A 13,876-nucleotide genomic window follows, 5' to 3' on the forward strand; every position below is an offset into this window, starting at 1 on the left:
CCTGCTTATTATTTATTTTTTGGCTTCAACGCCATCTGCTTCAGATCGCAGCAAAAATTGTTCCGTTGTCTGCGGAATATGTTTGATAAGCCAGTCAGCCATTTGCATTTCTTCTTTCAGAATGGCTTCAATCGTCGGAATTGAGGCAGTGTCACCAGCTTTTTTTGCCGCCGCCAGCAGGGAGGTATAACAAGCAATTTCGAACTGCTCGAAAACATAACCGCTAATTGAACCTTTGACAATTTCATCGGAGGGGAACATGCCACCGATAGATTGCCCCATTGCTGCCATTTTACTCATGGAGTCTTTCAACACCGAACGGGAAATGCCATTACGGTCCAACACTTCTTCGAGCATGGTAATTTGATGTTTGGTTTCACTAATATGTTGTTCAATTCTGGCTTTTATATCAGGATAATTTTCAATACGGCTGGCCATAGATTCAAGCATCGATTCTGCCTGTTTTTCCATGGCATGGGCGTCACGAAGCCAGTCATGATAATGTTCAGTATAATTCATTTTACATTCCTCAATGCGTGATAATCTGCTCCGATAATAAAATCGGAATCATGCAAGCTGATAATTAAAAATATTATTTCGATTTGCGTTCAGCACTTTTATTAACATTGCTGACTGCTAAATCGGTAAGTTTTAAATCAGTTTGTTTTTCCTCGTCGAGGGTTTCTTTGAGCAGTTTTAATGCCTTGCTATAGCCGAGCTGCTCGGCCAGGGTGGCTAGCGTGCCGTAGCTGGCGATTTCGTAATGCTCGACTTTTTGCGCCGCGGCGATAAGCGCTGCATCGCGTACTTCGTTTTTCTCCGTACTTTCGATGACTTCATTGGCTTCTTCAATCAGCCCTTCCATAGCGACGCATTTCATTCTTTTCAGTTTAATGCCAGATTCAGATTCGACGATCTGATCAATACGTTCAATCTGACCCTGGGTTTCTTCAAGATGAGATTGAAAGGCCTGGCTTAATTTTTCATTGGACGTGGCTCTGGCAAGTTTAGGAAGAGCCTTGGTTAATTGTTTTTCTGCACTATAGGTATCTGAAAGTAGATGGATAAAAAGGTCTTCAACGGTTTTGATATTCATAAATCTAATTCTCCTGGGCAAAATACTGCGAGCCAGAAGACTCGCAGATTGCTTGATAAAAGCATGTGTTATATTTACATTACAGTAAATCAGGAATTATCGGATTTACGTCCGCCGTGACTATTCTGACCACCTTTTTTACCGGCTTCAGAAGCTCGTTGCGGATCGTTTTTGAAATTCCCACCGCTATGCTGACCGCCTTTGCGGCCCGCTTCAGATGCTTTTTCACGATTCTCGGCGAAATTTCCTGAACCACCACGATGTTCGGCCATATTATTTCTCCTGTCTCGTTGCTTGCTGAAAAAATCGGTTTTAATCGTGTCGACACCCTATTAAAATTAGTTGGTTAAACCGATTAGTCAAATTGACGGAAATAGTTGTGATTTACCGCGTAAATAACGCACAAAAAATTGTTTAGGGATAATATATTCTATATTTTCTTTTAGAATAAGCGATTTAACAGAAAATGCTTTACATTGTTATTAATAACAAACGTAACTATCTGCGGCAATAGAAACGTTAATGCATTGTTTGTTGACATTTCTTTACATAAAGGCGGGGGAAATTGACGTGAAAACGCTAAATTTTTCGGCGTGATTAGGAGTTTTCTTAGCAAAAATTGACTTCAGACTTTTTGAAAGCTGGACAGGGAACAACACCAAAAAGATTGATGATCTACGTCTGAATCGTGATTCTGGTTCGGCGCCAAGCTCTCATTAAGCCGCCAGCGTTATGCTGACGGCTTAACCCGTTATGCGCGGCTGGCGGCTTTCATCGCTGAGACAAAGGACCTGAGCTCCGTCAACATCTGTTCGGGAGACGCGAGGTTTTTCTCGATAATCTTGACAATGGCTGAGCCGGAGATAGCGCCAGCCGCCCCGGCACGCACGGCCGCAGACACCTGTTCCGGCGAGGAGATACCGAAGCCCTGTAACGCAGGCGCGGCATGGTACTCTTTAAGCTTCTCAATGAGATGATGCAACGGCAATGCGCCACGGTTTTCCGCGCCGGTGACGCCCGAACGCGAAAGCAGGTAGGTGTAACCGCGGCCGTAAGATGCGACCTGGCGCAGAAGATCGTCATCCGCATTTGGCGGGCAGATGAAGATCGGCGCGATATTATGCCGTAACGCCGCCTGGCGGAAGGGGGCCGATTCTTCAACCGGGACATCTGCGACCAGCACGGAATCTACGCCAACCTGTTCACAACGGGCATAGAATGCATCTATGCCGTTATTGAACACCAGATTCGCGTACATTAGCAGGCCAATCGGAATGGTCGGGTGTTTTTCACGAATCAGCGCCAGCATTTCAAAACACTGAGCCGGCGTGACGCCAGCGGCGAAGGCGCGTAAGTTCGCATTCTGGATGGTGGGGCCATCGGCCAGCGGATCGGAGAAGGGAACCCCCAGTTCCAGAGCGTCGGCGCCAGCGTCAATCAGTGTGTCGATAATTTTCAGTGACTGTTCAATGCCAGGGTCGCCCAGGGTCACGAAGGGGACAAAAGCGCCTTCCTGGCGATCGTTGAGCTGTGCAAATAAATTTTCGTAGCGTTCCATCAGATTTCCCCTCGCGCTTTCAGGATATCGTGTACGGTAAAGATGTCTTTATCTCCGCGGCCAGAGAGATTGACCACCAGCAGTTGCTCTTTTTCCGGCTGCTCGCGCATCATTTTCAGAGCGTGCGCCAACGCGTGGGAGGATTCCAGCGCCGGGATAATTCCCTCATGGCGGCACAACGTTTTGAAGGCTTCCAGCGCCTCATCATCGGTAATGGAGACATAATCCGCGCGTCCGATGCTGTTCAGGTACGCATGTTGCGGCCCAACGGACGGGAAATCGAGTCCGGCGGAAATGGAATAGGACTCTTCAATTTGCCCGTCCGCTGTTTGCATCATCGGCGCTTTCATCCCGAAATAGATGCCAACGCGACCATGTTTAAGCGGCGCGCCATGCTCGCCGGTTTCAATACCGTGACCGCCAGGTTCAACGCCTATTAGCCCGACGCCGGTATCATTAATAAAATCCGCAAACATCCCGATAGCGTTTGAGCCGCCGCCGACGCAAGCGATAACGGCATCTGGCAGACGGCCCTCTTTGTCGAGGATTTGCGCTTTCGTCTCTTCGCCAATCATGCGTTGAAACTCGCGAACGATGGTGGGATAGGGATGCGGTCCCGCCGCCGTGCCGAGCATATAGTGCGCGGTTTCGTAACTACCGGACCAGTCGCGCAGCGCCTCGTTACAGGCATCTTTTAGCGTAGCGGAGCCGCTATGAACCGGGATGACCTCAGCGCCCATCAGACGCATACGGAAGACGTTCGGCGACTGGCGCTCAACGTCTTTGGCGCCCATATAGATACGGCATTTCAGACCCAGCAGGGCGCTGGCGAGCGCAGAGGCGACGCCGTGCTGGCCGGCGCCGGTTTCAGCGATAATCTCGCTTTTCCCCATCCGTTTGGCCAGCAGCGCCTGACCCAGTACCTGATTGGTTTTGTGTGCGCCGCCGTGCAGTAAATCTTCGCGCTTTAAATACAACGTGGTACGCGTACCGGCGGTAATGTTCTGGCATTTCGTCAGCGCGGTGGGGCGTCCCGCGTAGTTTTTTAGCAGATCGGCGAATTGTGCCTGAAATTCAGGATCTTTTTGCGCGCTGACGAAGGCCTCTTCAAGCTGGTTCAGCGCAGGCATCAGGATCTGCGGCACATACATGCCGCCGAATTCACCAAAGTAGGGGTTGAGAAGTGTTGTCATGTTTTTTCCTTAATATGCGCGCAGTGTCTGAAAAACTGAGGCCAGAAGACGAGCATCTTTGATGCCCGGCTGTGACTCCACACCTGAATTAAAATCGAGACCGGCACAGCCGACTTGCGCCGCCTGGACGCAGTTATCGGCCGCCAGCCCGCCCGCCAGTAATACATCATCCAGCGGTTGCCCCTGTAGCAGTGACCAGTCGAAGCGCTGCCCGCTGCCGCCTTGCCCATTGTCGAAAATGTATTTATCGACATGGTGATAATCGCGTGCGGGAAGGGCATTGCTAACGCTCAGCGCCTTCCAGATTTGCACCTGTTTCGGCAACGCCTCGCGCAGCGCGTTGACATACGCCTGGTCTTCGCTGCCATGTAGCTGTACGGCAGAAAGCGACAGGACGGCGGCTTTCTGGCAAACATCGGCGATATCAGCGTTCTTGAAAACGCCGACATACTGCAATGGCGCGCCGCTTATCACTTCTCGCGCCTGCTCAACGCTAACCGCGCGCGGAGATGAGGGCACAAAAATCAACCCGCCATATATTGCGCCAGCGTCACAGGCCGCTTTAGCGTCCTGGGCGCGGGTCAGGCCGCAGACTTTATTTTCGCCAAGCAGCACGCGACGGACGGCGGCGTTAAGATCGTCATGCGCCATTAACGCGGAGCCAATTAAAAAACCGTTGGCGAAGTGGCTCAGTTCGCGTACCTGACCATAGGTGTTAATCCCGGACTCGCTGATGACAGTCACGCCGTGGCCCAGTTTTGGCGCCAGCTGGCGGGTGCGATTCAAATCAATCGACAGATCGCGCAGATCGCGATTGTTGATACCTACCACTTTTGCGCCTAACGCTATCGCGCGCTCCCGTTCTTCGTCATTACTGACCTCCGTGAGCACGCCCATTTTCAGACTGTGCGCGACGGCGGAGAGTTGGCGATACTGTTCGTCATCCAGAACCGAGAGCATCAGTAAACAGGCATCGGCCTGATAGTAACGGGCAAGGTAGATCTGATAGGGATCGATAATAAAATCCTTACACAGAATCGGCTGCGGCGCGCTTTGGCTAACGACCGGCAGAAAATCGAAGCTCCCCTGAAAATATTTTTCGTCGGTGAGCACCGAGATCGCCGAGGCGTAATGTTGATAAATACTGGCAATACGCGCCGGATCGAAATCGTCGCGAATCACGCCTTTTGATGGCGATGCTTTCTTACACTCCAGAATAAAGGCGGTACGCGCGCCCTGGAGCGCATCATAAAAATGGCGTGTACTTGGCTGGATCTCATTTTGAAAGCTGGCCAGCGGCTGTTGCTGTTTGCGGGCTTCTACCCAAATCGCCTTGTCTGCGACGATTTTCGCTAAAACGGTTTGCATTATTTACCCTCTTGCCGCCAGTGCGGTGACTCTGTCATATGCGGTGCCGTTGCGCAGAACATCAAGCACGGTTTGCGCGTTGGCTTTGAGATCTTCCTGACCATGCAGACGCATCAGCATCGCCACGTTGGCGGCGACGGCGGCCTCATGCGCGGCATCGCCTTTACCTTGTAATAACCGCGTCAGAATGTCACGGTTTTCTTCCGGCGTGCCGCCAGCCAACTGATCCTGATGGTAAGGCGTCAGGCCAAAATCCTCCGCCGTAAGTTGATAGCTTTTAATTTCGCCGTCATGCAGCTCCGCGACAATCGTCGGCGCATGGAGCGAAACCTCATCCATGCCGCCGCTATGTACCACCGCCGCGCGCTGATAGCCCAGTACCCGTAAGGTTTCCGCAATCGGCAGCACCAGTTCCGGGCTATAGACGCCAATCAATGCCAGCGGCGGATGCGACGGGTTGATCAGCGGGCCGAGTACGTTGAACAGGGTTCGCGTTTTTAACTGTTGGCGAACCGGCATCGCGTGACGGAATCCGGTGTGATATTTCGGCGCGAACAGGAAACAGACGCCCAGTTCATCTAACGCCTGACGTGATTTATCGGCGTTCATATCCAGATTAATACCAAACGCCGCCAACAGATCGGATGACCCCGATTTGCTGGATACGCTGCGGTTGCCGTGTTTCGCCACTTTCAGTCCACAGGCCGCTGCGACAAAGGCGCTGGCGGTAGAGATATTGATACTGTTACTGCCATCGCCGCCGGTACCAACGATATCCGCAAACAGGTAGTCCGGGCGCGGGAACGGGGCGGCATTTTCCAGCAACGCAGTGGCGGCGCCGGCAATTTCATTGGGATGCTCGCCGCGAATTTTCATGCTCACCAGCGCGGCGGCGAGCTGTTCAGGCTTAAGTTCGCCGCGGACGACCGCCGAAAACAACTGATGGCTCTCTTGTTGCGTCAGTGTTTGCGCCTGATAGAGTTTCTCCAGAATTGGCTGTAGGGTGTTGGTCGGTTCCAGCTTTTGCTGCGCCCAGGCTAATGTTTGCTCCAGTAGACGAGCGCCCTGTGTCGTCAGGATGGACTCAGGATGAAATTGAAAACCGCAAACGCGATCCGCATCATGACGTACCGCCATCACCATGCCGTTGAAATGGGCGTTAATGGTTAGCCCGGCAGGAACATTACTGCCGACCAGCGAATGATAACGCGCGACCGGTAGCGGATTCGCCAGCCCGGCGAACATCGCCTGACCGTCATGTTCAATGCTGGAGGCTTTGCCATGCAGGATTTCTCCCGCCTGACCGACATAACCGCCGTAAGCTTCGACAATCGCCTGATGCCCCAGACAAATGCCGATGATCGGTAACTTGCCGCGTAGTCGGGTCAGCAGCTCCGGCATACAGCCTGCCTCGCTGGGAACGCCCGGACCGGGGGAGAGCATTAGCACCGGATTTTTCATTGTCGCCAGGCGATCGATAAGCGTCTGCGCCGGAATATGGTTACGGTAAATCACCACGTTATGACCGTTGGTCCGTAGCTGATCTGCCAGGTTCCAGGTAAACGAGTCGATGTTATCGAGCAGCAGAATATCAGCCATCAGAAGGTCTCCTGTGCATGATGCGCGGTGGCGATAGCACGCAATACGGCGCGCGCTTTATTACGGGTTTCATCGGCTTCAGACTGCGGAACCGAGTCCAGCACAATTCCGGCGCCCGCCTGTACGGTGGCGATACCGTTCTCCACCAGCGCGGAGCGGATAACAATACAGGTGTCCAGATCGCCGTGGGCGGTGAAGTAACCGACCGCGCCGCCATAGCTGCCGCGGCGCTGTCCTTCCGCATCGGCAATCAACTGCATGGCGCGTACTTTCGGCGCGCCGCTCAGGGTGCCCATGTTCATGCAGGCGCGATAGGCGTGCAGCGCGTCGAGATCGTGACGCAGTTCGCCCACCACCCGGGAAACCAGATGCATCACGTACGAATAGCGGTCAACTTTTGTCAGATCGGCAACGTAGCGACTGCCCGGCGTACAGATGCGCGCCAGGTCATTGCGCGCCAGATCGACCAGCATCAGATGTTCGGAAAGCTCTTTATGGTCGGTACGCATGTCCAGCTCAATACGGCTGTCGAGATCTCTGTCCAGCGTACCATCGGCGCGGCGACCGCGTGGACGGGTACCCGCGATGGGGTAAATCTCAATCTGACGACTGGCGGCGTCATATTTCAGCGAGCTTTCCGGCGACGCGCCGAAAAGCGTGAAATCATTATCCTGCATAAAGAACATATACGGGCTGGGGTTGCTCTTTTTCAGCACGTAGTAGGCAGCCAACGGCGACGGGCAGGGCAGTGAAAAGCGGCGCGACGGCACCACCTGAAATATCTCCCCCGCGCGGATGGCTTTTTGCAACTGGCGTACCACCGCGCCGAACGCGTCATCGCTTTGATTGCATTCGCAGCGCATGTCCGGCACTGGCGTGACCGGCAACGGCGGCGCAGGCTGGGTTAACTGTTGGCTAAGGTAGGCCAGGCGGGCGTTCAGGCGCTGTTTTTCCCGGTCACTGGCGGTGAACAGACTGGCCTGAATACGGGTGCTTTTTTTCTGATGATCTATCACCATTAGCGTTTCCGCTAAATAAAAGCAGTAGTCCGGGCAGTTATTGCCAGCCTCAAGGTGTGGCAGCGCTTCAAAGCCAGCGACCAGGTCGTAGGCAAACAGACCGCCGAAAAACATAGCCTCCCGCTCTTGCGTTGGTATGTTCACCACTCCCTGTAACAGACGGAACGCATCAAATACCGACAGAGAGCATAAACGGGCGTCTTCATCTAATAATGGGCTGACGGGCGGGAAGCGTAGAACGCGACCGGCAGGCAGGACTTCGTTCTCCACGCCAGCGGGCAGGGCGGTATCCAGTAGCGGCAATAACGAGGCGCCATTATCAGATAACGCCTGAATGGTGACAGTGTCACCTAAAGCGGTAATGCGCAGCGCGCTATCTACCAGCAGCAGGCTTTTTAAATCGTCTTTACTGTCGATATCCGCGGATTCCAGCAGCAGCGTTGCCGGGCGATCGCCGCAGACCTGGTGAAAAAGCGCCGTTGGGTTTTCCCGGTAGGCGGCATCGCAGGTCAACAGTTCGAGCGTGGGTTTTGGTGTTTGCATGGTTATTCTCATTATTTTGTTCAAAAAAAAGCCCGCTTAACAGGCGGGCCGGGTATCGTTTGGCTGATTACAGCTGTTCATACACCGCCCGCTATCAGGAAGTGCGCCACCAACCGTGTAATGCAAATGTCGCTGCCATTTTAGATACCCTCTTCATGTGAACTTTCGTACTAGTTAACTAGTTCGATGGAATAATGTCAACACCTATTTCAGTATATTTGCCGGAACCGTTATGATGTACATGACATACCTTTATCTCTATGGGAGCCGCCTTGAGCGACACGAATTACGCAGTGATTTACGATCTGCACAGTCATACCACGGCGTCCGATGGACTGTTGACGCCAGAAACATTAGTACACCGTGCGGTAGAGATGCGAGTCGGCACGCTGGCGATTACCGATCATGACACCACAGCAGCGATTCCTGCGGCAAGAGAAGAAATTTCACGTTCCGGGCTGGCCCTGAATCTGATTCCCGGCGTGGAGATTTCAACGGTTTGGGAGAATCATGAAATTCACATTGTGGGTCTGAATATTGATATTGCGCACCCGGCAATGCGCGATTTTCTGGCGCAGCAGACACAGCGGCGTCAGGCGCGTGGTCGGCTCATTGCGGAGCGTCTGGAAAAAGCCCATATTCCCGGCGCGTGGGAAGGGGCATTGAGACTGGCCAATGGCGGCGCGGTGACGCGCGGCCACTTCGCCCGCTTTCTGGTGGAGTGCGGCAAAGCCGCGACCATGGCGGATGTTTTTAAAAAATATCTCGCGCGTGGGAAAACCGGTTACGTTCCGCCGCAGTGGTGTACAATAGAACAAGCTATTGATGTCATTCATCATTCTGGCGGTAAGGCGGTGTTGGCCCATCCGGGACGCTACGACCTTAGCGCTAAGTGGCTGAAAAGATTAGTGGCGCATTTTGCCGACCATCACGGCGACGCGATGGAAGTGGCGCAGTGCCAACAATCGCCCAATGAACGCACCCAACTGGCGACGCTTGCGCGTCAGCATCATTTATGGGCATCGCTTGGATCTGATTTCCATCAGCCCTGCCCGTGGATTGAGTTGGGGCGTAAACTCTGGCTGCCCGCTGGCGTTGAAGGCGTATGGCAGACATGGGAACAGCCGCAAATATCACAGTGAGGGAAGTATGAGCCAGTTTTTTTATATCCATCCGGATAACCCACAGCAACGGCTGATTAATCAGGCCGTCGACATTGTGCGTAAAGGCGGTGTTATTGTTTATCCAACCGATTCCGGCTATGCCCTGGGTTGTAAAATTGAAGACAAAGGCGCAATGGAGCGCATTTGCCGCATCCGTCATCTGCCGGACGGCCACAACTTCACGCTGATGTGCCGCGATTTGTCCGAGTTGTCGACCTACTCCTACGTCGACAACGTGGCATTTCGTCTGATGAAAAACAATACGCCGGGTAATTACACCTTTATCCTGAAGGGGACAAAAGAGGTGCCGCGCCGTCTGTTGCAGGAAAAGCGTAAAACTATCGGCCTGCGCGTACCGTCAAACCCGATTGCGCTGGCGTTATTGGATACGCTGGGCGAACCGATGCTCTCGACGTCGTTGATGCTGCCTGGCAGCGATTTTACCGAGTCGGACCCGGAGGAGATTAAAGATCGGCTGGAGAAGCAGGTGGATCTGATCATCCACGGCGGTTACCTCGGTCAACAGCCTACCACGGTAATCGATTTGACCAATGACTCCCCGGTGGTGCTGCGCGAAGGCGTCGGCGACGTTACACCTTTCTTATAAGGGCGTAAGCCTGTATACTACGCGGCCTTAAAATGGCGCGGCAACGCGCCGTTCATTCTCCTGTTCGACGCCTGTGAAGGCGACACCTGAAGGAAGCTCTATGAGCGAAAAGTTACAAAAAGTGCTGGCGCGCGCTGGCCACGGCTCTCGCCGTGAAATCGAATCCATTATTGAAGCGGGACGTGTCAGCGTTGACGGTAAAATCGCCACGCTTGGCGATCGTGTTGAAGTCACTCCCGGTTTGAAAATCCGTATCGACGGTCACCTGATTTCGGTGAAAGAGTCGGCGGAACAAATTTGCCGCGTTCTGGCCTATTACAAACCAGAAGGTGAACTGTGTACCCGCAATGACCCTGAAGGGCGGCCAACCGTTTTTGATCGCTTACCGAAATTGCGCGGCGCGCGGTGGATTGCGGTAGGACGTCTGGATGTCAACACCTGCGGGCTATTGTTGTTTACCACCGACGGTGAACTGGCGAACCGCCTGATGCATCCTAGTCGTGAAGTTGAACGTGAATATGCCGTGCGCGTGTTCGGTCAGGTGGATGAATCGAAACTGCGTGATTTAAGCCGTGGCGTACAGTTGGAAGATGGTCCGGCGGCATTTAAGACCATTAAATTCAGCGGCGGCGAAGGCATTAACCAGTGGTATAACGTGACGCTGACGGAAGGGCGCAACCGCGAAGTTCGCCGACTGTGGGAAGCGGTAGGCGTTCAGGTCAGCCGTCTGATCCGCGTTCGTTACGGCGATATCCCGCTGCCGAAAGGCCTGCCGCGCGGCGGCTGGACTGAGCTCGACCTCGCGCAAACGAACTATCTGCGTGGTCTGGTAGAGCTCCCGCCGGAAACCTCGTCGAAGGTTGCCGTCGAAAAAGACCGTCGTCGTATGAAAGCGAACCAGATCCGTCGGGCGGTAAAACGCCACAGCCAGATAGCTGGCGGACGCCGCTCCGGTGGGCGTAATAACAACGGGTAATCTCTACCGCAGTCTATAGGCCGAGAATCATCAGATAAGAGGGTTTGTGCCGGATGGCGGCGCAAACGCCTTAATCCGGCCTACGGTTAATAATCAATTCCCATCTGGGCTTTTACGCCCGCGTCGAAAGCATGTTTAACCGGACGCAGTTCGCTGACGGTATCCGCAAGATCAAGAATATCCCGGTGACAGCCGCGACCTGTAATAATCACCGTCTGGTGACCAGGGCGCGCGTTTAGCGCGCTTATGACCTCTTCCAGCGGCAAATAGTCATACGCCACCATATAGGTCAGCTCATCCAGGACCACCATATCAAGCAGCGGATCGGCCAGCATCCGTTTCCCATGCTGCCAAACGGCCATACATGCTGCGGTGTCTGCCTCGCGATTTTGCGTCTCCCAGGTAAATCCCGTTGCCATCACCTGAAATTCGACGCCATGCGGTTCCAGCAGATTACGCTCGCCATTGGGCCAGGTGCCCTTAATAAATTGCACCACGCCTACGTTTTTACCGTGTCCTACGGCGCGGGCGGCAGTCCCGAAAGCCGCCGTGGTTTTGCCCTTACCATTGCCAGTAAACACGATAATAATACCGCGCTCTTCCTGTGCCTGGGCGACACGGGCGTCAACCCGATCTTTTACCTTCTGCTGGCGCTGCTGATAACGTTCATCACTCATTGGGCGATTCCTGGTTTACGGCCCGGTTGGGCGTCAAAGGTCATACCGGTTTTACGGCGACTGTCGTCGCCCATAAGCCACAGGTAAAGCGGCATAATATCGGCAGGCGTTTTTAATTTCTGTGGATCTTCCGTCGGAAAGGCGCTGGCGCGCATACTGGTGCGCGTGCCGCCCGGGTTAATGCAGTTAACACGCAGAGGACGGTTCTGGTATTCGTCCGCCAGCACCTGCATCATTCCTTCAGTAGCAAACTTCGAGGTGGCATAGGCGCCCCAGTTGGCGCGTCCCTGACGGCCAACGCTTGATGACGTAAAGACCAGCGAGCCGGCATCGGACTTCAATAATAACGGTAACAGCGCCTGGGTGAGCATAAAGGTGGCGTTAACGTTTACCTGCATGACATCCTGCCAGATCTGCGGATCTTGTTCGCTCATTGGACCAATTTCCCCCAGTAACCCGGCATTGTGCAGGACGCCATCCAGGCGGGGATAGTGCGCGGCGATGCGGTCGGCCACTTGCCGGCACTCTTCAGCGGTGCAGGTCAGCAGATCGAGCGTAAACCACTGTGGTTGGACATGTTGCTCGTCAGCAATGTGCTGCGCGACCCGACGCAGTTTCTCTTCGTTGCGTCCCAGCAGAATCACCGTTGCGCCGTAACGCGCATACGTGAGCGCGGCTTCCCGCCCAATGCCATCGCTGGCGCCAGTGACCAGAATAATGCGGTTTTGCAATAGATCTTGTTTCGGTTGGTAATGCATGGCTACTCCTCAACGGCGTGGTGCACCGTCCTGCCAGGTTGTCTTATCTTCGCGTTAACTTTTCGGGTTTATGCCTGAAAGCGCCTTTTTTTTCAATCAGACAGGGGCGATAACGCCGTAAAATGAACGTCTTGTCATACTTTTTCTTCCTCAACAGGCATACGGATGAAGAGAGACTGACTTCGATGCCTGTTGTACACTGAGCGCAAGTCGCGTTATTTAATCAAGGTGGGAGTCGTGGAATTGTTGTCTGAATATGGCTTATTTTTGGCAAAAATCGTCACCGTTGTAGTGGCCATTGCCGTCATTGTGCTGCTGATCGTGAATGCTACGCAACGCAAACGTCAGCGCGGCGAGCTGCGCGTGACCAATTTGAGTGAGCAGTATCAGGAGATGAAGGATGACCTTGCTGCGGCGTTGATGGATGGCCATCAGCAAAAACTGTGGCATAAAGCGCAGAAAAAAAAGCATAAGCAGGAGGCGAAAGCCGCCAAAGCAAAAGCGAAGCTGGGGGACATTGCGACATCGGACAAACCGCGTGTATGGGTGATAGATTTCAAAGGCAGTATGGATGCTCACGAAGTTAATGCGTTACGCGAAGAGGTCACGGCGGTGCTGGCAGTGGCGAAACCCGGCGATCGGGCGGTTGTGCGTCTGGAAAGCCCCGGTGGCGTTGTGCATGGCTATGGCCTGGCGGCATCGCAATTGCAGCGCCTGCGCGATAAAAATATTCCGCTGACCGTGACGGTGGATAAAGTCGCGGCAAGCGGAGGCTACATGATGGCCTGCGTGGCGGAAAAAATTATCGCGGCGCCGTTCGCTATTGTGGGGTCAATTGGTGTTGTCGCGCAAATCCCGAACTTTAACCGCTTTCTCAAAAGTAAAGACATTGATATTGAACTGCATACCGCAGGGCAGTACAAACGTACCCTGACATTGTTAGGCGAGAATACGGAAGAAGGGCGGCAGAAGTTTCGTGAAGATCTCAACGAAACGCACCATCTGTTCAAAGAGTTTGTGCAGCGGATGCGTCCGGCTCTGGACATTGAACAGGTCGCCACGGGCGAACACTGGTACGGTCAGCAGGCGCTGGAGAAAGGACTGGTTGATGAGATTAACACCAGCGATGAGGTTATCCTCGGCCTGATGGAAGGGCGCGAGGTGCTGAATGTGCGCTATATGCAGCGTAAAAAACTGATCGATCGTGTTACCGGCAGCGCGGCGGAAAGCGCGGATCGGCTGCTGCTGCGCTGGTGGCAGCGTGGACAAAAGCCATTGATGTAAACCGCTATTGCCGGATGGCATTCAGCGCCATCCGG

At 53.8% G+C, this 13,876-nt stretch carries 15 protein-coding genes and 1 other annotated feature; of the genes, 4 read left to right on the top strand and 11 right to left on the bottom strand.

Going from position 1 to position 13,876, the window contains the following annotated elements; all coding sequences use genetic code 11:
• Positions 1-12: 12 nt before the first annotated feature.
• From ABVM99_RS00100 to trpL, 9 genes are all read right to left on the bottom strand, one after another.
• On the bottom strand, positions 13-519 hold the full coding sequence (locus ABVM99_RS00100; protein ID WP_001109977.1) for a ferritin-like domain-containing protein: 507 nt from the start codon (positions 517-519) through the stop codon (positions 13-15).
• Between the two features lie 73 nt (positions 520-592).
• Positions 593-1,096: a ferritin-like domain-containing protein gene (locus tag ABVM99_RS00105; protein WP_001022822.1), complete on the bottom strand. Its 504-nt coding sequence runs from the start codon at positions 1,094-1,096 to the stop codon at positions 593-595.
• A gap of 89 nt (positions 1,097-1,185) precedes the next feature.
• Complete coding sequence (locus ABVM99_RS00110; RefSeq protein WP_000807657.1) at positions 1,186-1,368, bottom strand: general stress protein; 183 nt, start codon at positions 1,366-1,368, stop codon at positions 1,186-1,188.
• A 479-nt stretch (positions 1,369-1,847) separates the two neighbouring features.
• Positions 1,848-2,654 carry a tryptophan synthase subunit alpha gene (gene trpA / locus ABVM99_RS00115; RefSeq protein ID WP_023194604.1) on the bottom strand — a complete coding sequence of 269 codons (807 nt, stop codon included), beginning with the start codon at positions 2,652-2,654 and terminating at the stop codon, positions 1,848-1,850.
• The gene (gene trpB, locus ABVM99_RS00120; RefSeq protein ID WP_023194603.1) at positions 2,654-3,847 is read right to left on the bottom strand and encodes a tryptophan synthase subunit beta; all 1,194 of its coding nucleotides are present in this window, start codon (positions 3,845-3,847) and stop codon (positions 2,654-2,656) included. The genes trpA and trpB overlap by 1 nt, the downstream gene beginning before the upstream one ends.
• A gap of 9 nt (positions 3,848-3,856) precedes the next feature.
• Complete coding sequence (trpCF, locus tag ABVM99_RS00125; RefSeq protein ID WP_052938170.1) at positions 3,857-5,215, bottom strand: bifunctional indole-3-glycerol-phosphate synthase TrpC/phosphoribosylanthranilate isomerase TrpF; 1,359 nt, start codon at positions 5,213-5,215, stop codon at positions 3,857-3,859.
• Positions 5,216-5,218: 3 nt separating this feature from the next.
• Positions 5,219-6,814: a bifunctional anthranilate synthase glutamate amidotransferase component TrpG/anthranilate phosphoribosyltransferase TrpD gene (gene trpD, locus ABVM99_RS00130; protein ID WP_052938171.1), complete on the bottom strand. Its 1,596-nt coding sequence runs from the start codon at positions 6,812-6,814 to the stop codon at positions 5,219-5,221.
• Positions 6,814-8,376 (bottom strand): anthranilate synthase component 1, encoded by a 1,563-nt coding sequence (locus tag ABVM99_RS00135; protein WP_001194386.1) that lies wholly within the window; start codon positions 8,374-8,376, stop codon positions 6,814-6,816. Before ABVM99_RS00135 ends, trpD begins: the two co-directional genes overlap by 1 nt.
• Positions 8,377-8,398: 22 nt before the next feature.
• Positions 8,399-8,494 (bottom strand) — a sequence feature (Trp leader region).
• Entirely contained in the window at positions 8,471-8,515 is a 45-nt protein-coding gene (gene trpL, locus ABVM99_RS00140) for a trp operon leader peptide (RefSeq protein WP_010989026.1), read from the bottom strand. It overlaps the preceding feature by 24 nt.
• 121 nt (positions 8,516-8,636) lie before the next feature.
• Here trpL and rnm point away from each other — a divergent pair, with 121 nt between their 5' ends.
• The 3 genes from rnm (at position 8,637) to rluB (ending at position 11,122) form a co-directional block, all read left to right on the top strand.
• Positions 8,637-9,518 carry an RNase AM gene (gene rnm / locus ABVM99_RS00145; protein WP_000500448.1) on the top strand — a complete coding sequence of 294 codons (882 nt, stop codon included), beginning with the start codon at positions 8,637-8,639 and terminating at the stop codon, positions 9,516-9,518.
• A 7-nt stretch (positions 9,519-9,525) separates the two neighbouring features.
• Complete coding sequence (locus ABVM99_RS00150; RefSeq protein WP_000077250.1) at positions 9,526-10,146, top strand: L-threonylcarbamoyladenylate synthase; 621 nt, start codon at positions 9,526-9,528, stop codon at positions 10,144-10,146.
• 100 nt (positions 10,147-10,246) lie between these two features.
• On the top strand, positions 10,247-11,122 hold the full coding sequence (rluB, locus tag ABVM99_RS00155) for a 23S rRNA pseudouridine(2605) synthase RluB (RefSeq protein ID WP_001291233.1): 876 nt from the start codon (positions 10,247-10,249) through the stop codon (positions 11,120-11,122).
• Positions 11,123-11,208: 86 nt separating this feature from the next.
• On the opposite strand, the gene cobO is transcribed toward rluB, so the two are convergent.
• Positions 11,209-11,799 carry a cob(I)yrinic acid a,c-diamide adenosyltransferase gene (gene cobO, locus ABVM99_RS00160; protein WP_001278856.1) on the bottom strand — a complete coding sequence of 197 codons (591 nt, stop codon included), beginning with the start codon at positions 11,797-11,799 and terminating at the stop codon, positions 11,209-11,211.
• Positions 11,796-12,557 (bottom strand): YciK family oxidoreductase, encoded by a 762-nt coding sequence (locus tag ABVM99_RS00165; RefSeq protein WP_000559308.1) that lies wholly within the window; start codon positions 12,555-12,557, stop codon positions 11,796-11,798. The genes cobO and ABVM99_RS00165 overlap by 4 nt, the downstream gene beginning before the upstream one ends.
• A gap of 237 nt (positions 12,558-12,794) precedes the next feature.
• Between ABVM99_RS00165 and sohB the strand changes: the two genes are divergently transcribed.
• Positions 12,795-13,841 carry a protease SohB gene (gene sohB / locus ABVM99_RS00170; RefSeq protein ID WP_000422082.1) on the top strand — a complete coding sequence of 349 codons (1,047 nt, stop codon included), beginning with the start codon at positions 12,795-12,797 and terminating at the stop codon, positions 13,839-13,841.
• Positions 13,842-13,876 lie beyond the last annotated feature (35 nt).

The sequence above is a fragment of the Salmonella sp. SJTUF15591 genome (assembly GCF_043356435.1).
In the GTDB taxonomy this organism is placed as follows: domain Bacteria; phylum Pseudomonadota; class Gammaproteobacteria; order Enterobacterales; family Enterobacteriaceae; genus Salmonella; species Salmonella enterica.